We start from the raw sequence: 18,922 nt of genomic DNA on the forward strand, positions 1-18,922 counted from the left end.
AGAAATCCCGCTTTTTTTATGACGTGACACTATTTGATGACGGATAGTGACAGGTAGTGTCATTATTTAACTATTTGATTTTAAAGATAAAAATGGTGATGGTGACGGAGTGACAGGTAAAACATAAAAAAACTTTTCCCGAACCCTTTAATTAAAATTCAAGGTCAAATTCATTCCGCACTGTTCGCAGTAATCGCCTAAAAGCTGCATTACTGGCACACGCTCTTCTAAAAAATCATATCGGTTGTATGTATTTTCCAAATCATCGCCACCTTCTAATAAATGGGATAATATTGATTCTGATACATTCCTTTCTACTTTGCGAGAAGCTAAGAATGTTTTAACAAACGCCCTAATACCGTGAGCAGTAAGCCTACCTTTGTATCCGTTTCTTTTTAATGTTGAATTTACGGTTGCGTTGCTCATTGGTTTACTATTTGATGAACGACCGGGAAAAACAAAAGGGCTGGAATTAGAGTACATTTTCATCATCTCTAATATTTTTAACGCTTGGGAAGATAACGGTACGGTGTGAGGGCGTTTTTTATCCTCTTTCCCTTTCATTTTCTCTTTAGGGATATTCCATAGTTTTTTCTCAAAGTCTATCTCTTTCCATTCCGCATTAACGGCCTCATTCGGGCGTAGAGCAGTCAAAAACGACCAACAGACAAGGGCGTAAGTTTTTTTTGATAACTTCGCATTATGTAAATCGGTGAATAATTGCGGCAGTTCTTGGGGCCTAATCGTTGGATTTGGAGTAGATGGCTTGATGTAAAAGTTTTTAACTGCTAACCGGCAATTATGGCTTTCTATAATGCCTTGTGTAATGGCGTGATCCATTACAGCAGATACAAGCTGATGCAGTTTTTTTAATGTGTTGCTTTTGTCGGCCACTTTAGAATAAATATCAACTAAGCCTTTGACTTTGATTTCTTCAACGTGCTGATCGCCAATATAAGGGAAAATATGATTTTCTAGCCTTATCCAATTCTTTTCACGAGTAAGCGGATTTTTCGCTTTCTCTTTATAAATGCCATTGAAATAGCTTTCGGCAACATTCCGGAAAGTGTCATTTACTCTATTTTCTGCTTCTTGTTGGATTCTCTCTTGCTCTTTTTTAGGGTCTATTCCTTTTGCTAATAAAGCTCGGTATTCATCACGGATAGCACGAGCTTCAGCAAGTGTAACGGAAGGATAACGACCAATAGTTAAATTTGTTCTACCTTTGGTTATTGGATTGGTGTAATTAAAAATCCAAATTTTAGAGCCTTTAGGAAGTGGTTTAACTCTAAGATTTAATCCATCGCCATCGGATAAAATGTATTCTTTATCTTTTGGCTTGGCGTTTTCTATTTGAGTTTTGTTTAATGCCTTGGTTGTTCTAGCCATAAATTAAACCTACAAGATGTTACACAATGATTAAGAGTATAGTAACACGATTTAAAACGTGTAACTAAACGTGTAACTAAAATTTGTGATAGGAAACGTTTAGATGTGTTGAGATAAGATAGCAAAAAAGCCTGTAAACGTTGATTTTACAGGCTTTCTAAGGTTTTTATTGTTTAGCTCCGTTGAGCTAAAATTAGTTAAATGGTGCTCTGGGCGAGACTTGAACTCGCACGGACTACGTCCACCACCCCCTCAAGATGGCGTGTCTACCAATTCCACCACCAGAGCTTTATTTGTTTTAGCGATTATTGAGGGATATCGCTGTTTTCTGTTTTAACAGGCTCAACCTGTTTTTGTTCAACTTGGCTTAAATCTTCAAATTGGCTTGTTGGTGCTTTTGAATGTGAACTTAAGTTACCGATTACTAAGCTAATTGCAAAGAAGATTGTTGCTAATAGTGCTGTTATTCTTGATAAAAAATTTGCCGAACCTGCTGAACCAAACACAGTAGCTGAAGCACCAGCACCAAATGATGCACCTGCGTCAGCGCCTTTACCTTGCTGCATTAATACGAATGCAATCAGTAAGATGGCAACAACAAGATAAGCAATTGTTAAGACATTAATTAACATTAATTTATTCTCTATGTATTCTTTATGCTAAATTTGCAATGGCGTGAATAATATAGAATTTATCCCTTTTTGACAAGAGGAAAACGCTGATTTTTAAACGCTTGGCTTAATTTTCAGCAGATTGTGTTGTCTTTTTTGCATAACGAGCTTTTGGCTTCGCTGCAAGCGGTGAAATTTTAGCTAAATTTTGCAAAATTTGCCGATTAGGACTTTGCAATAAGTTAGGTAGTTGATTGCTTAGCTCAAACATAAATTGTTGATAGCTTGTTTCTTTTTTACTAATTTGATTCAGCTGCATTTCCCAATGAGCCGTCATATCAGGTTGAGTCGCGGAATCAGGTAAGGCATGAATCAGCGTTCTACCTGCTTCAGTGCTGTGGATATTTTTACCTTTGCGAATGAGAAAACCACGTTTAAACAGTAATTCGATAATCCCTGCTCGAGTGGCTTCGGTGCCTAATCCGTCGGTTTCTCGCAAGATTTTTTTCAGTTCTTTATCTTGCACAAAGCGGGCAATACCTGTCATGGCTGAAAGCAGGCTACGGTCGGTAAAATAACGGGGCGGTTGTGTTTTTTTACTGATAATTTCGCCATTTTCACAATGCAGTTGTTGCCCTTTTTTCACAATCGGAAGTGGCGGTTCTGATATATCAAAATTATCTTCTTTGCCTAAAAGTGACTTCCAGCCTGCAACTACTAAATTGCGGGCTTGAGCGATAAAATTCCCGCCTGCAATTTCAAGCCCGATTTTGCTTTTGCGATACTCGGCATCGGGGCAAAATTGCAATAAATATTGACGGGCTATCAGTTGGTAAATTCGCTTTTCGTTTTCAGTTAAATGCACCGTACCTTGTCGAGAGGTTGGAATAATCGCATGATGTGCCTCAACCTCTTTATCGTTCCAACAACGATTGCGTTGATTTGGATCAACTGCCTCTGGTTTTTCTTGATATTCCGGTAGATGATGGGCGATTGCAGCCATCACTTTAAAGCGATCGTTAAAATGCTCATTCGGCAAATAGCGGTTATCGGAGCGAGGGTAGGTAATCAGCTTATGGGTTTCATATAATTTCTGACAAATATCTAATACGGTTTGAGCCGATAGCCCATATTTACCCGCCGCTTCCATTTGTAAAACAGAGAGAGAATAGGGAAGCGGTGCGGTTTCTTTTTCGATTTTATCTTGGTATTCGGTGACACTTGCCGGCTGATTGGTGATGCGTTTGACCACATTTTCTGCCAACGGGCGGGAAAGCACTCGACCGTCTTCATCTTGATAATCTTCACAAGCCTTGCTTGGCTGCCATTGTGCTTTAAATTTCTCTTGGGTTTCCGGTACTACAATATGGGCGAATACTTCGAAATAATCTTTGGGTACAAAATTTTCAATTTCCAAATCTCGGCGAACAATCAGCCCAAGCACAGGAGTTTGCACCCTGCCTACTGATAATACCCCTTTATATCCAGCCCAACGCCCTTGCAGTGTATAGGCTCGAGTCATATTGATGCCGTAAAGCCAGTCGGCTCTAGCGCGGGCAAGAGCTGAGGTCGCAAGCGGTATAAAATCGGTATTTTTTTGCAATTTTTCAATGGCTCTGCTCACCGCACTTGGGTTGAGATCGCTTACCAGGCAACGTTGAATTTGATTACGGCGTTCAGGGGGTAAATTTAGGTAGCCGAAGACTTCATCCACTAATAATTGCCCTTCTCGATCCGGGTCGCCGGCATTGACTAAAACATCCGCTTTTTTGATGAGTTTTTCCACTACCTTAAACTGTTTTAGGGTTTCTTTTTTCGGTACTAATTTCCATTGTTCCGGAATTATAGGTAGGTGTTCCATCCGCCACATTTTAAAGCGTTCATCGTAAACATCAGGCTCAGCTTGTTCTAATAAATGACCGATACACCAAGTCACCATATCATTTTCACCGCACTGAATAAAACCGTCACCTCGGTTGTGAGGCTTCGGTAAGACATCGGCAATTGCACGAGCGAGGCTGGGTTTTTCTGCTACAAATAAACGCATAAATGCACCATAAACAAAATTAACCGCTTGGTTTAACAGAGCAAGCGGTTAAAAAAGAGAAAAAATTTACAAATTAGTTTAAACCGTTTTCAGATAAAATCATCTGGCATTGAACCGGTGGCGTTGGCAGCACTTTTGATCTCGGTGTGCCAGTGTCGGTTTTCGGCTCAAACCAAGAATAAAGCTCCTCGCCACAACCGTCGCCAGCCGGCACAGGTGATTGGTTTTCGCAGCTTGGGGCATCAGCCGGACAGCTTAAACGAATATGAAAGTGGGAGTCATGTCCATACCAAGGGCGGATTTTACGTAACCATTCGCGATCATTACCGGCTGTTTGACAAAGTTTGACTTTGATAGCCGGGTTGACAAAAATACGATCTACACGGCTGTCTGTAGCTGCAAGTTTAATCAAATTAGTGTGGTGTTGATTCCATAAATTGTCATCCACTCGTTCGGTAGTACGATTCACCATAATGGTCGCAAGCCCTGCTGGGTTTTGAGCGGTTTTATCGTCCATTGGTCCGAATTTTAGCCAGATATCTGCATCTAAGCCGGTTTGGTGAGAGGCATGACCAGATGCAAAGCGTCCGCCAGCGGGCATTCCCATATCACCAATTAGAATAGTTGGCACGCCGGCAGCTTTGGTTTTTTTGGCTAATTTCGTTAAGTAATCTAATAGTTGGGGATGCCCGTAATAACGATTTTTAAGTGAGCGGATCACTTGATAACCCTCGCCTTTTAAGGCAAGGGGCTGTGCACCGATAATGCAACCGTTGCTGTATCCACCAATAGATTGTGCATTACCTTGCACAGGGGCTTTTATTTTTTCCCATTGTGTGGCATGGGCTGCGGTTGCGACCATAGCGATGCTTGAAATAAAGAGAGTTTTAACTAATTTCATAGATTCCTGTAGAGGCGGGTTTTAACCTGCCATTACAAATTAAATTTTAACGGCATTGTGCCTTAAAGCGTAATAAATGATCTAACAATACGATTGCCATCATGGCTTTTGCAATCGGCACAGCACGAATGCCCACGCAAGGATCGTGTCTGCCACGGGTAATCACTTCAACTGCCTCATTGTTTTTATTTACACTTTTGCCCGGAATGGTGATACTTGAAGTCGGTTTTAGGGCAATATTGGCAATAATCGGTTGCCCCGAACTAATACCGCCTAATATACCGCCTGCGTGGTTTGATAGAAAACCTTCCGGTGTCATTTCATCACGATGCTCACTGCCACGTTGCTCAACAACTGCAAAACCATCACCGATTTCGACCGCTTTCACCGCATTGATAGACATTAATGCGTGAGCTAAATCGGCATCTAAACGATCGAATACAGGCTCGCCTAATCCCACCGGTACTCTTTCGGCAATTACCGTTAATTTGGCACCAACTGAGTCACCCTCTTTTTTCAGTTGGCGAATTAATTCATCAAAACCTTCAACAGCAACAGGATCAGGGCAGAAAAACGGATTACCGTTAACCGCATTCCAATCAATTTTTTCTATATTTTCAACTGTTTTAGGGTCAATTTTGACATTACCGATTTGCGATAAATAGCCACGTACTTCAATACCAAACTGTTCACGTAAATATTTTTTAGCGATTGCACCGGCGGCAACACGCATGGCAGTTTCACGAGCAGATGAGCGACCACCACCTCGATAATCACGAATACCGTATTTTTGTTGATAGGTATAATCAGCGTGTCCCGGGCGGAATTTTTCCGCAATATCACCGTAATCTTGCGAGCGTTGGTCGCCATTTTTGATAATTAAACCGATACTGGTACCGGTAGTTTTTCCTTCAAATACGCCAGAGAGAATTTGTACCTCATCATCTTCACGGCGCGGTGTGGTATAGCGCGATGTGCCGGGCTTGCGACGGTCTAAATCAGGTTGTAAATCCGCTTCGCTTAGTTCCATATTAGGGGGAACACCATCAACGATACAACCTAATGCAATACCGTGTGATTCGCCAAAAGTTGTTACTTTAAAGAGTTGTCCAATGCTGTTGCCTGCCATTTTTATTCCTTTTCTTTATGCTTTGTGTTGTCTGTTGTGTTAAATTCAAAACGTTTTGAATCAATTTTTAGTTCATCTTGTGTGTCGTTATTTTTAATAAAAATATCGAGCTGGTTGAATGCGATCTCGATGTCGTGTTCATTAAAGACACGATGAATTTCGCTGTTTAATGCATCGACAGTTGAGGTTCTATCTGCCAGTTCATTTACATAAACTCTCAGTTCGTGATCTAGTGTACTTGCTCCAAAGTTTAAGAAGAAAGCTCGCGGTGCCGGATCTTTTAATACTTTTGGATTGTCTTCGGCGACTTTTAAGAGTAAGCGTTTTACGAGTTCTAAATCGGAACCATAACCGACACCGACTTTCACAATCACTCGGGTTGCAGTACTGCTTAAGGCCCAGTTAACCAAGCGTTCGGTTACGAAAGCTTTGTTCGGTACAATCACTTCTTTACCGTCAAAATCCACTAAGGTTGTCGCACGAATACGGATTTTAGAGACTTTACCGCTAAAAGTACCGATTGTGATTGTATCACCAATTCGCACAGGGCGTTCAAACAAGATAATAATGCCGGATACAAAGTTAGCAAAGATCTCTTGCATACCAAAACCTAAACCAACGGATAGAGCAGTAAATAGCCATTGAAGTTTAGTCCAAGACATCCCTAATGTTGCAAAGGCAAATATCGCCCCTAATGCAATGATGACATAGGTTAATAAGGTTGTAATAGTATAAGGTGTACCTTGAGATAACTTAATATGCGAGAAGATAAGTGTTTCTAAAACCCCGCCTAGCGTTCTTACTAATACTACAGAAACTACAATAATAATAATTGCTGTCAGTAAGTTAAGTAAAGTGATGGACTCCATTATTGTGCCAGATTGGGTAATTACACTTTGTTGCCATAAGGTAATACCATCTAAGTAAAGAGCAACCGTCACTAAATCTGACCATACCCAGTAGAGAAGCAAGAAGAGTCCGACCCAAAGTACGAAATCAATTAATTTTATCATTTGGTTTTTGACATCACTCACTGCAATGGAGTCATCTCTTAATTCAAACGGAATCTCTATTTCGCTAGAGTTTTCATTGTTTTGTTCGGCTCTTGCTTTGGCTGCCTCACGTTTTTCCTGTAAACGGCGATAAGCTAATCGGCGTGACGAAATGGAAAATACGCGGTATAAAATATTACGGAAAATAATCCAAGTAATAATTGCAAAATAGGAGTCAACTAAATGCTCTATAATCACTAAAGCAGTATAGTAATATCCCAGTACAATTAAAATAATCAGAATGATTGGTGCAATTAGCAAGACTACTTTAACTGTGGTTAGCAGAAGATTCGGCGAACTTTTGGTTTCCCCTGTTGTTACATTTTCATAGGTTGAGATTGCTTGCCTAAAGGCAGGAACAATCATCCAAATCATTAAAATAAGGGTAAAAATCGTCATGATTTGCCCGATCACATCATAAGCTACCCCCATCTCTAAGTTAGTGAAGATTGAGGTGTTTAACAGTAGGGCAATCAACCATACAGAACGTTTTAAGATGTTATGGAATATTTCATTACTTTTTTGTGGCATATTAAAATGAACATAGCCGATACCATTAGGGCGTAACATAGCGACCATAAAAGCAAAATAAAGCCAGTAAACCGCCATTTTTAATCCCCAAGGCCAAATTTCCACTGGGTTTTGGAATGAAATATAGGTTATAGCAATAAAGCAAGCCAAGAACATTAAAGTACTCGGTAGGCAAAGTACCAAAGTCCAAAAAATCGCAATGGGTGTATTCCATTGACTATCGGTTGCAACGGTTTTAAGTTGGCTATTAATTTGGGTTAACTTTCGTTTAATATTATTTTTCTGGCGTTGAATAAAGGCTGCCAAACACAATAAGAAAGTAACTAGCACACCGGCAGGTAACAGATTATCCCGCCAATTTGAGAAATTAAGTTTTTTGCTAATATCATTAAATTGATAGCCTGCGATATCTACAAATTTGCTAAACCATTCCAAATCCATCGGGCTGTTGCTTCTCACCCAGAAACTTTGTTGCTGTAGTTTTTGCTGCAAAGTATCACTGATGGTTTTAACTTGTTGCTGGTTTAATTCAATATTAATTAATAAATTAAGCTGGTTATTTAATGACTTGATCATTTCTGACAAAGTGTCGGAACGCTCTTGTAAGACTTTTGTCAGTTGCTCTTTTTCTTTAGCAGTGAAAGTTATCTTCTCATCTTTTTCCAAGGTGGCAATATAAGCGGCCGGGTCAGCAAAAGAGTCCTTAAACTCTGTAATATCGAAAACTCGTACACGTAAATCAGCAATTTGTTTAGATAAGCCGGAAATCAGCTCATCTTGAGGTAGGGCTTGTTTTTGTTTATTGATGATACGAGAAAGCACAAGTGTACCTTGAAGCGAGCTGATTTGTTCTTCAATATTACGTTGAGTTTGTTGTAAATTATCTAGAATACTTTTAATACGTAAATTATCTTGCGACAATTGACTCATATCTTTTGTTTGTTTGAGTAGCTCTTGGCTGACACGTGTGTTGGTGTCTAGCTCACGCAAAAGAATTGGGTTTGCAGTCGCATTATTTTGTTGATCTTGAACCGCTTGAGCTTGTTCAACTTTATTTTTGGATTCTTCAACAATTTTGTTATCAATAGCACTCTGTAAGTTGGTAATTTCAGCTTGTAGATTTTGCTGAGCTTGCCTTTTTTCATCTAATTGGGCTGAATAGAGAGCAGATAAATTTTCGTTACCATTTAACAAAATTTGGCTATAGCTACTTTTTAGCTCAATTAATTCTAGCTCGGTTTCCAATTTGTTTCTCTCCTCGCTACTTATTGAGCTGGAAGCGAGTAGAGTATTGATTACCTGTTTACGTTTAACACTTTCAGTTAAAGTCGATTGTGCTTTATCCGGTGCAGTATTTTGAATAACCAAGTTATTATTAATAACGCTTAAGTCGTGTTGTACCACCTCTAATTTAGATTGAGTAGCAGTCAACTCTTTTTGCAAATCAGTCGTTGATTTTTGGTCTAAGGTTTCAATGGCAGGAATTACCTCAACTTTTAATTTTTCAAGATTAGCACGGCTGTTTTTCAGTGACTTTTGAGATTCCTGAATAGATTGTTTTAGCGCCTCATTTTCTGCTTTTTGTTTTTCTATTTGAGATAAAAGTGATAGCGTTTCTTCAAGGGTTTGTACCAATGCTTTATTATTTGCATCGGTTTGGTCTAGTTTTTTCGCGCTATCTAGCTGCTGTTTTATTACTTTTTCCGTAGGAATTTCAGATAGAGCATAGCTATTATTGACATGCAACATTAGCCCTAAACTGATGAAAAGTGTTTTTAAAATGTGTTTAAACATGGATTTCCTTTATTATTTTATTGTTTAAATCTTTTTGTAACTCCGTTCTGGAGATTTTGATTGTGCCTTGTTTTTGATATTTTTCAATATCTAGCAGATAGTAGGCAATCGGATGTTTGAATTTTTCCAATTTATCAGACAGCCAAATTTTCAATTTGTTAAGTTCCTGTGAAAAATCCGGATTTTTAAATTGCAATACAGCAACAGGACGCTGACCAAATTCTTTATCCGGGATAGGTAAAATAAAAACTTGTTCTACTAGTTGAGAGTGAAAAATCACCAGTTCAATTTCTTCCGGTTGGATATTCTCTCCTCCGGAGATAAACATATTATCTAATCGCCCCTTTATTACAAGCTGTTTCTGTGCGTTGCATACCCCTTTATCTTTGGTTTGAAACCAGCCTTGCGCATTAACAAGCGGTCGAATTGTGTGATTTTTTTGCCAATAACCTAATGCTAAGCTTTCGCCTTTTACCCAAATTTCATTATTTTCTAATTTTACTTCTCGATATTTCAGTGGAAAACCTACATTATCCGATTCATTTTTCACTGCACAAATGGTAGAGGCCATTTCCGTCATACCATAGCTGGCAAAGGTGGTAATACCATACTGTTGTGCTTTTTCCAACAATTCTGCCGGAATATGCGTTCCGCCAAGTAAACATTGTAGAGAAGTCGGTTTTGTTAGTTGGTTAAGGTAACGCTGTAATTGAGTCGGTACGAGCGAACTATGAGTGACTTTTTCAAGTATCTTAAAAAAGTTGGCTTTATTTTCAGTCAGATAAAGGGTGGCACCTTTTAGTAACCAACGCCAGATAATCCCCTGTCCTGATACGTGAAAGAGTGGCAAGCTGAGATGCCAGCTATGTTGTTTTTCAAACCCCATTAATTTACAGACACCTTCAGCACTGGCTAAATGAGCGGAAATAGAGTGAACGACCGCCTTAGGTTTACCTATAGAACCCGAAGTTAATGTCAAGGTGGCTGCTTGCTGAATGTGAAGTTTAGGGAAAGGATAACAAGCGGTCATTTTTGCAGAAAAATTTACAAAATCATTCTCACAAATGAGTATGTCAACCCCATTATCTTCTAAGATAGTTTGCCGTTGGAAATCGGATAGAGCTGGATTTAACATTAAAATCTTTGCTCCCATTGCCAATGTTGCACAGTAGGTTAAAAGACCACATAAGCGATGAGTTCCGCTATAGGCGACCAAACTTTGGGGGGTTATCCCTTTTTGTTGAAAAAATACTGAAACTTGTTGAAGTAATTGATGTAATTTAGCCCAACTTAATTGAGATGGGAGGCATGAAAAATAGCCTGATTGATCTTTTTCCCAGATAATAGCGATCTTCTGAGCTGTATGAGTAGCCCAAAAGGAAGTCGGAAAAAAAGAACAATCAGCGACCATTGATAATTTATATAAAAAGTGATTGGATACGTTCAATTAAGTGGCTTGGCACTTTCATGGACTCCATAACCGCTTTAAGAATTAGGCCCTTACGTGCAGTATTATTATTGGTGATGACCCAAAAAGGGGAATCTGGGATCTGTTTTGCTTTTACGCTGCTGCCGGTAGATAAAATCTCTTCTTCACTTTGTGAGAAATAAATTCGCTCGTTACCACGCACATTTTCAGTTGCTTTGGCGAAAGTTTCCGGATTTGAGCGATATAATGCAGCTAATAGCATAATAAAGCGCACAACATTTTTATTTTCATTGATAAAATGCTCAGATTCTAGGATATGTTCTAGTTTAGAAACGGTTTTCTCAATATTAGATTCATCTTTTTTTGTGGCACGAGAGGGGCTTTTTACCAGCTCTTTAAGCTCGTTAATCATATGTTCTTGTACTAAAACAAACGGTTGAGGTGATTCTGGCAAGCGTAGTAAACGACGTAAGATATCTGACGCAGTTTCACCAATAGATTGTGTACGACTTGCAATATACTGATATAATTCATCATCAATTTCGATTCTTTTCATCGGGATCCTCATTCATCTGATCATAAAAACAGGTAATTATATGTCCTATTATACGCATTATCGCTGTGATTTTATAGAGGATCTTTGCTGAAAATTTTTATTTTAAAAAGCAAAAATTTATATGACAAAACACCCTCTTTTACACTTTAGTTATCAGCCTGTAGAAAACAATCCGAATGCGCAGACCATGGTGTTTTTACACGGTTTGTTTGGAGATTTGAATAATCTTGGGATTATCGCAAAAGCCTTTGCTGAAGAGTACGCTGTTTTACGTGTGGATCTGCGAAACCATGGGCGATCTTTTCACGCAGACGAAATGGATTACCACATAATTGCCGAAGATCTAAAATGCTTATTCAATCAATTAAAGATTCAAAATACGGTAATTGTAGGCCATTCAATGGGCGGCAAAAGTGCAATGGCATTAGCTGATATAGCCCCTGAATTAGTGGATAAATTGGTGATTATTGATATTGCACCGGTAACTTATACGCAAAATCGTCATCAACAAATTATTGCAGGCTTAACAGCAGTGCGAAATGCCAAGCCGGAAACTCGACAGCAAGCCAAAGCGATTATGGTAGAATATATTCCTGACGAGGGGATCCAACAATTTATGCTTAAATCTTTTGATAATGCAAGCGAGGAGTCATTCCGTTTTAATTTAACAGCACTTAGCCAAAATTATCAGCACTTAATGGATTGGCATGAGGTAAGAGTAGATAAACCAACCCTTTTTATTAAAGGAGCATTATCAGATTATATTCAGCAAGAATATACGAATACTATTTTAAGCCAATTCCCGCAAGCAAAATCTTTTATTGTTGCGAATGCAGATCACTGGGTTCATGCAGAGAAACCAGATGCCGTAGTTCGTGCTATCACCAAATTTTTAGAAAAATCGAGAGAATAAAATGCAAAAAGATACGTTATTTTCAGCACCTATTGAAAAATTAGGGGATTTTACCTTTGATGAGTCGGTTGCTGAAGTTTTCCCCGATATGATTCAACGCTCTGTACCGGGGTATTCGAATATCATCACCGCAATCGGAATGTTGGCCGAGCGTTTTGTAACTGATTCCTCAAATGTCTATGATTTAGGTTGTTCTAGAGGTGCTGGAATTTTATCTATTCGGCGTAATCTAAAAGCGAAAGATGTCCAAATTATCGGTGTGGATAATTCACAACCAATGGTTGAGCGTTGTAAAGCTCATTTAAATGCCTATCACTCAGATATCCCTGTTGAGATTTTATTGGATGATATTCGCGAAATTGAGATCAAAAATGCTTCTATGGTTGTGCTGAATTTCACCTTACAATTTCTGCCACGAGTAGATAGGCTTAAATTATTGAAAAAAATTTATCATGGGCTGAACTCAAATGGTGTGTTGGTATTATCTGAAAAGTTTACCTTTGACAGTGAGATCATGAATGAATTATTAATTGATTTACACCATACCTTTAAAAGGGCAAATGGGTATAGTGAATTAGAAGTCAGTCAAAAACGTAATGCGTTAGAAAACGTAATGTTAACAGATAGTATTGAAACTCATAAAGCTCGTTTGAAAGAAGCTGGATTTGAGCAAGTGGAGTTATGGTTTCAATGTTTTAACTTCGGCTCAATGATTGCAATCAAAGCTTAACAAGCGGTTATATTTCATAACATTTTTGCAAAAAATTTGGTGTAAATAACCGCTTTTAGTTAATGGTTTTTTGCTTTGGCAGAAAACTAAGATAGAATCGGTTATAATCCGAAGAATTTATTTTCAAGGAAACAGTTATGGCAACGATAAAAGATGTTGCGAAACAGGCAGGCGTATCAACTACTACCGTTTCACATGTTATTAATAAAACCCGCTTTGTAGCAGAAGAGACAACTAAAGCGGTATGGAATGCAATTAAAGAACTTAATTATTCCCCAAGTGCAGTAGCGCGCAGTTTAAAAATTAATACCACCAAGTCGATTGGTATGATCATTACAACCAGCGAATCGCCTTTTTTTGCTGAGATTGTTCTAGCAGTAGAGGAGTATTGCTACCGAAAAGGTTACTCCCTATTTTTATGTAATACTCAAAATGATCCTGAGAAAATCCAAAATCATTTGGATATGCTTATTAAAAAACGGGTAGATGGTATCTTGGTTATGTGTTCTGAATACACCAATAATTCGTTCGACATTTTCGAAAATACCAATATTCCGATGGTTATTATGGATTGGGGAATGAGTGATGAGCGTAGTGATTTAATTTTAGATCACGGCTTTGATGGCGGCTATTTAGCAACACAACATTTGATTGAAAATGGGCATAAAGAGATTGCGGTAATTACCGGAAATTTAAATAAAGAAATTGCTCGAACTCGTTTTGACGGATTTAAAAAAGCGCTATCGGATGCCGGGTTAGCTCTTCGTGATGAATGGGTTTTAGAAGGCGATTTTGAACCGGAAGGCGGTTATGAGTGCATGAATAATTTGCTGAAAAGTGGTCAAACCTTACCAACGGCAGTATTCTGTTTTAATGATGTGATGGCATTAGGGGCAATTTCTGCAATTACCGAAAGCGGATTAAGTGTACCACAGGATATTTCTGTGATCGGATATGATAATATCCATAGTTCACGCTTTTACGCACCACCACTAACCACGGTACATCAATCAAAATCCCGCTTGGGATCAGCTGCTTTGGAATTACTCTTGGCAAGAATAGAAGATAATGAGAAAGCCAAAGAACCAAAAGTCTTAGAGTTCTTTCCGGAATTAGTAAAACGCAGCTCAGTTAGAGATTTAACAATAATTAAGGAGTAATATGGAAACGTTAATTGAATTTTTTAGTAGTTACGGCTATTGGGCTGTATTTCTTGTTCTACTTGCCTGTGGATTTGGGCTTCCCATTCCTGAAGATATTACGTTAGTGTCCGGCGGCGTTATTTCGGGACTAGGTTATACCAATGTACATTGGATGCTTGTAGTGAGTATGCTTGGTGTATTGATAGGTGATAGTACAATGTACTGGTTGGGTAGAATTTATGGTGAAAAAATTCTTAAGTTTCCATTAATTAGACGGGTCGCAACGCCTGAGCGTTTTGCAACGGTACAAGAACGTTTCGAAAAACAAGGCTGGAAATTACTTTTCATGGCGCGTTTCCTACCGGGATTGCGTGCGGTAGTCTATCTGGTTTCTGGCATTACCAGAAAGGTGAGTTTTGCTAAATTTTTATTCGTTGATTTTATTGCTGCGATTATTTCTGTGCCCATTTGGGTTTATTTAGGTGATTATGGTGCCTCTAATATTGATTGGCTGAAAGAACAAGTTACAAACGGTCAACACATTATTTTTGCGATTTTAGGTATTGTTATCTTATTCCTAGGTTGGAAATGGTATAAAAGCAAGAAAGTGAAGTCAGCATAACTAGAATGACAAAAGGCTATCAAAATTTGATAGCCTTTTATTTTTCAGAAAAATGGTGCGACTAGCTGGACTCGAACCAGTGACCCCCACCATGTCAAGGTGGTGCTCTAACCAACTGAGCTATAGTCGCGATATGGGAGGAATTCTAATAGAAAAAATCCTTGTATGCAAGGTGATGTGGAAGCTATTTGGTTATTTTAAACGCGGTTGAGTGAATAATTGTTTATCTTCCCAGCAGATCATTGTTAAATAGCTGCCCCAAGCACAGCCGGTATCTAAGGCGTAGATATTTGAACGACTTGATTTTCCCATCAAACTAGCCCAATGCCCAAATAAAATTTCGGTTTTTTCAAATAGCGGATTAGCTAATTCAAACCAAGGTAGTAACTCTTTTGGAGCTTCTTCAATTGGTAATTTACAAGAAAAATCTAACCGCTTGTCAGCGTAACAAAAACGCATACGGGTGAAAACGTTGATGATATAACGCCAGCGTGCAACTCCTTCTAAATCCTCACACCAAGCTTCCGGCTGATTATCATACATTTGGAAAATATAATCTGCATAGTTGGGGTTTTTCAAGACTTCCTCAGCTTCTTTAGCACAGGCTAAAGTGGTTGTTAAATCCCATTCTGGGCTTATGCCTGCGTGAGTGAGTAAAAATTGATGAGTTGGGTGCTGGATGACAAGCGGTTGATTTCTCAGCCAATTTTGCAAATCAGCACGATCTTCCGCTTGAAAAATACTATCGACTTTATCATTCGGTTTGACTTTTTTAAACCCAAGTAAAGTAGAAAGTAAATGTAAGTCGTGGTTACCAAGCACAGTCTTGGCGTTATTTTTCGGTTCTTTGACAAAACGCAAGCAGGAAAGAGAATCTTCTCCACGAGCGACTAAGTCGCCAGTTAAATAGAGTTCATCTTGTTTTGGATTGTAATTTACTTTTTCCAATAAAAGCTGAAATTCTTTAAAGCAACCGTGTAAGTCGCCAACGATATATGTTGCCATCTGTTGTCCCATTTCCCTAGGGGCGAAAAATTTTTCGTCCTTTCAAAAGATTTCCTAAATTATGATGGGGCGAATGATGATTCGCCCCTATAATTTATACGATATTTCCCACGATAGAACGTGTTTCTAAGCGTACTTCAGTCAGTTTCACCTTAACTTCTTGCCCAATTTGATAAGCTTTTTCGCCTTTAATGTAAAGGGCAAGTTCTTCTTGGCGATACTCTATTTCTTCTTTATTATCATGTAAGCTCGAGAACGGTACAAATATTTGTGCCCCGTTTTTGATGACTTTTGCACGTAATCCACCACGTGAAACATCTGCAATTTCGCATTCAAATTCGACCGCTTGTTCAACCATCGGGAACAGGTAACGGGCATAGAGCCAATCGGCAATGTCACGTTCAACCAGACGATTTTGGCGGCGGGCCTCTTGCAGGCGAGTTAAAACAGATGCTTCAACTGTCTTGATTTGTTTGCCTAATAAAACCTGCTTGATTAAGCGGTGATTAACCATATCGCCATATTTACGGATTGGTGAGGTCCAAGTCGCATAATGGCTGATACCTAACCCGAAGTGTGGCGCCACTTCAGATTTGAACTCCGCAAAGGTTAAGTAACGGCGCAGACGTAATTCCAAGAATTTTTCGGGGAAATCTTGAGTGTCACGTTTCATTTCACAATAGCCTTCCAGAGTCGATAATCGTTCGGCTGAGTAACGCTCAGCAAGCACTTCGCAGTTTTCGTCGGTTGCCAAAGTGTTTAGTAAGAAGGTTTTCACTAATTCAAGATTTTTTGCATCAAAACCTGTGTGGGTATTGAATACACCTGTTTGGGCATGTTGGCTTAAGAATTTCGCACAACAGATATTCGCCAGTATCATTTATTCTTCAATCATTTGATTTGCAATTCTGCGATGTTCCACATGGATATCTTTTACTGAACCGTCTTCATTTAATTCAAAAGAGTAATCGCTTTGTTCTTTAAATTGCAAAGCATTTTTAGCTCGCCATTGAATACGGGTTTGAGTAAATTGATGCAACCAATCAATTTGCTGTTTGGTTTCAGCTGAAGTAGGCTGCCATGCATTTTCTATACCTTCAAGATAGTCAGATACATTATCGTATGCCAGCCGATCTTTAGATTCCACCCAAGCGGAAGTAAAGGTTGTTTCGGTTGTTAAGTTACCTTCTAAATCAGTTTCGATAAAAGCTACTAATGCAGGACGTTTTTGATTTGGTACAAGAGAACAGAGATCATCTGATAATTCTCGTGGCAACATCGGAATGTTAAAGCCCGGTAAATAGTTGGTAAAGCAACGTTCTCGAGCCGCTTTTTCGATATTGGAATTTTCCGGAATATAGGCGGTTGGATCGGCAATAGCCACCACTAAACGCCAGCCGGTTTGGATGTTGTTATCTAAGATAGGCTCAATATATAAGGCATCGTCCATATCTTGTGTGCTTGGGCTGTCAATGGTTGTGAAATAAAGATGAGATAAATCTTCACGTATTAATTCATCTTGTAGTACGTAGCTTTTTTCATTTGCTACAGGTTCACGAGGTTGTTCGTGGCGGGCAAGCGTTACCCACCAAGGTGCAAAATTATCCTCAGCTTTGCAGATAAATTGAGTGACTTGAGCGAAGAAGAAGCGCTCATCTCGCAACGGATGGCTTTTAAGCTGTGCAACTACCCAGTCTCCGTTTTCTAATTTTTCAGTGATTTTTTTGTGAGTATTTGCAGGAATAGCTTGTTTAATGCTTGGATGATCAACATTTAATTGTAATTTACCTTCTTTATTTAAACGTACTTGGGCGATGAAACGTTCGAGCATTGGTTCAATTAAAGAATCTAGCTCAACTTGTTCTTTATCACCATCACGTTTAACGACAGCTTTAACAGTGTCTCCATGCATGACTTTCTTCATTTCTGACGGGGGGATGAAATAGCTTTTTTTCTCACATTCTAAAAAGCCAAAAGCCTTATCTGAGCTTTTAACTGAGCCTTCTACATATTCTTTACTGGCTTCAATTTGTTGTTTTAATTGAGCTAAAAGGGGGTTATCTTGGAACATAATTCTAATCTGATAAAAATAAATAAACCCTCTTTCAAGAATATTCCAGAAAGAGGGACAAGCGGTTACATTTTTTTAATTTTTTGCAAATTATTCTTCGTCGCCTAATTCGCCCATTGCCATTACGCTAAAACCGGCATCAACGTGTAATACTTCACCCGTTACACCTGAGGCTAAGTCAGAGCATAAGAATGCTGCTGAGTTACCAACATCATCAATAGTCACTGTGCGGCGTAATGCAGCGGTTTTTTCAAATGCAGAAAGCATTTTTTTGAAGTTTTTAATACCTGAAGCGGCTAAGGTACGGATTGGACCGGCAGAAATTGCATTGACACGAATGCCTTCTTTACCTAAGTCTGCTGCCATTACGCGTGTTGCAGCTTCTAATGATGCTTTGGCTAAACACATAACGTTATAGTTAGGGATTGCACGCTCTGCACCTAAGTAACTTAATGTTAATAATGAAGCATTTTCATTTAAGAAAGGACGAGCAGCTTGAGCCATTGCCACGAAGCTATATGCACTAATATCGTGTGCAATACGATAACCTTCACGGGTTGCTGCATTTACATAATCGCCATCTAATTGGTCGCCGGGAGCGAAGGCAATAGCATGAACAAAACCGTCAAATTTTTCCCAATGTTTGCTTAATTCAGTAAAGCATTCTGTAATGCTTTCATCGGTTGCAACATCTAATGGAAGCACGATATCTGAACCAAATTCTTTAGCAAATTCTTCTACACGTGGTTTTAATTTATCATTTAAGTAAGTGAAAGCTAATTCTGCACCTTGTTGTTTCATTGCATTTGCAATACCGTATGCGATTGAACGGTTGCTTGCTAAGCCTGTCACTAAAATACGTTTACCAGTTAAGATACCCATAAAAATTCCTCTATATTATATTCATTGGGGCAAAAATTATTTCGATTATAGCGGATATAGTGGGAAGGGGCAAATGATGTTAAGAGCTGATCGGATGAGAAACCCTCTTAATTTGTTC

The 18,922-nt window shown here is 38.9% G+C and carries 14 protein-coding genes, 2 tRNA genes and 1 pseudogene; 4 read left to right on the top strand and 13 right to left on the bottom strand.

Going from position 1 to position 18,922, the window contains the following annotated elements; translation table 11 throughout:
- Nucleotides 1–147 precede the first annotated feature (147 nt).
- The 9 genes from A4G16_RS03695 to seqA all read right to left on the bottom strand — a co-directional run bounded on the left by A4G16_RS03695 (nucleotide 148) and on the right by seqA (nucleotide 11,439).
- A complete protein-coding gene (locus A4G16_RS03695) occupies nucleotides 148–1,389 on the bottom strand; it encodes a tyrosine-type recombinase/integrase (RefSeq protein WP_165888744.1) in 1,242 nt (413 codons plus the stop codon).
- A gap of 202 nt (nucleotides 1,390–1,591) precedes the next feature.
- A tRNA-Leu gene (locus A4G16_RS03700) sits at nucleotides 1,592–1,677 on the bottom strand.
- Between the two features lie 17 nt (nucleotides 1,678–1,694).
- Entirely contained in the window at nucleotides 1,695–2,021 is a 327-nt protein-coding gene (gene secG / locus A4G16_RS03705) for a preprotein translocase subunit SecG (protein ID WP_165888745.1), read from the bottom strand.
- 106 nt (nucleotides 2,022–2,127) lie between these two features.
- Nucleotides 2,128–4,047, bottom strand: coding sequence for a DNA topoisomerase III (locus A4G16_RS03710; RefSeq protein WP_165888746.1), 1,920 nt, complete (start codon nucleotides 4,045–4,047; stop codon nucleotides 2,128–2,130).
- Nucleotides 4,048–4,120: 73 nt separating this feature from the next.
- A complete protein-coding gene (mepA, locus tag A4G16_RS03715) occupies nucleotides 4,121–4,948 on the bottom strand; it encodes a penicillin-insensitive murein endopeptidase (RefSeq protein ID WP_165888747.1) in 828 nt (275 codons plus the stop codon).
- A gap of 46 nt (nucleotides 4,949–4,994) precedes the next feature.
- Nucleotides 4,995–6,077, bottom strand: coding sequence for a chorismate synthase (aroC, locus tag A4G16_RS03720; protein WP_165888748.1), 1,083 nt, complete (start codon nucleotides 6,075–6,077; stop codon nucleotides 4,995–4,997).
- A 2-nt stretch (nucleotides 6,078–6,079) separates the two neighbouring features.
- A complete protein-coding gene (gene mscK, locus A4G16_RS03725) occupies nucleotides 6,080–9,454 on the bottom strand; it encodes a mechanosensitive channel MscK (RefSeq protein WP_165888749.1) in 3,375 nt (1,124 codons plus the stop codon).
- Nucleotides 9,447–10,865 carry an o-succinylbenzoate--CoA ligase gene (gene menE, locus A4G16_RS03730; RefSeq protein WP_165888750.1) on the bottom strand — a complete coding sequence of 473 codons (1,419 nt, stop codon included), beginning with the start codon at nucleotides 10,863–10,865 and terminating at the stop codon, nucleotides 9,447–9,449. Before menE ends, mscK begins: the two co-directional genes overlap by 8 nt.
- A 7-nt stretch (nucleotides 10,866–10,872) precedes the next feature.
- Complete coding sequence (gene seqA / locus A4G16_RS03735) at nucleotides 10,873–11,439, bottom strand: replication initiation negative regulator SeqA (protein ID WP_165888751.1); 567 nt, start codon at nucleotides 11,437–11,439, stop codon at nucleotides 10,873–10,875.
- Between the two features lie 121 nt (nucleotides 11,440–11,560).
- Here seqA and A4G16_RS03740 point away from each other — a divergent pair, with 121 nt between their 5' ends.
- The 4 genes from A4G16_RS03740 to A4G16_RS03755 all read left to right on the top strand — a co-directional run bounded on the left by A4G16_RS03740 (nucleotide 11,561) and on the right by A4G16_RS03755 (nucleotide 14,846).
- Complete coding sequence (locus A4G16_RS03740) at nucleotides 11,561–12,352, top strand: alpha/beta fold hydrolase (protein ID WP_165888752.1); 792 nt, start codon at nucleotides 11,561–11,563, stop codon at nucleotides 12,350–12,352.
- A gap of 1 nt (nucleotide 12,353) precedes the next feature.
- On the top strand, nucleotides 12,354–13,082 hold the full coding sequence (gene cmoA, locus A4G16_RS03745) for a carboxy-S-adenosyl-L-methionine synthase CmoA (RefSeq protein ID WP_165888753.1): 729 nt from the start codon (nucleotides 12,354–12,356) through the stop codon (nucleotides 13,080–13,082).
- 137 nt (nucleotides 13,083–13,219) lie between these two features.
- On the top strand, nucleotides 13,220–14,242 hold the full coding sequence (gene purR / locus A4G16_RS03750) for an HTH-type transcriptional repressor PurR (protein WP_165888754.1): 1,023 nt from the start codon (nucleotides 13,220–13,222) through the stop codon (nucleotides 14,240–14,242).
- A 1-nt stretch (nucleotide 14,243) separates the two neighbouring features.
- A complete protein-coding gene (locus A4G16_RS03755; protein WP_165888755.1) occupies nucleotides 14,244–14,846 on the top strand; it encodes a DedA family protein in 603 nt (200 codons plus the stop codon).
- A 53-nt stretch (nucleotides 14,847–14,899) separates the two neighbouring features.
- On the opposite strand, the gene A4G16_RS03760 is transcribed toward A4G16_RS03755, so the two are convergent.
- The 4 genes and pseudogenes from A4G16_RS03760 to A4G16_RS03775 all read right to left on the bottom strand — a co-directional run bounded on the left by A4G16_RS03760 (nucleotide 14,900) and on the right by A4G16_RS03775 (nucleotide 18,804).
- A tRNA-Val gene (locus A4G16_RS03760) sits at nucleotides 14,900–14,976 on the bottom strand.
- Nucleotides 14,977–15,038: 62 nt separating this feature from the next.
- Nucleotides 15,039–15,851 carry a bis(5'-nucleosyl)-tetraphosphatase (symmetrical) ApaH gene (gene apaH, locus A4G16_RS03765; RefSeq protein ID WP_165888756.1) on the bottom strand — a complete coding sequence of 271 codons (813 nt, stop codon included), beginning with the start codon at nucleotides 15,849–15,851 and terminating at the stop codon, nucleotides 15,039–15,041.
- Between the two features lie 94 nt (nucleotides 15,852–15,945).
- Nucleotides 15,946–17,922: pseudogene (locus A4G16_RS03770) on the bottom strand (exoribonuclease II).
- A 90-nt stretch (nucleotides 17,923–18,012) separates the two neighbouring features.
- Nucleotides 18,013–18,804, bottom strand: coding sequence for an enoyl-ACP reductase FabI (locus A4G16_RS03775; protein ID WP_027074707.1), 792 nt, complete (start codon nucleotides 18,802–18,804; stop codon nucleotides 18,013–18,015).
- Nucleotides 18,805–18,922: the final 118 nt, after the last annotated feature.

Origin of the sequence: Mannheimia granulomatis, from assembly GCF_011455695.1 — a bacterium.
GTDB classification, from domain to species: Bacteria; Pseudomonadota; Gammaproteobacteria; order Enterobacterales; family Pasteurellaceae; genus Mannheimia; species Mannheimia granulomatis_A.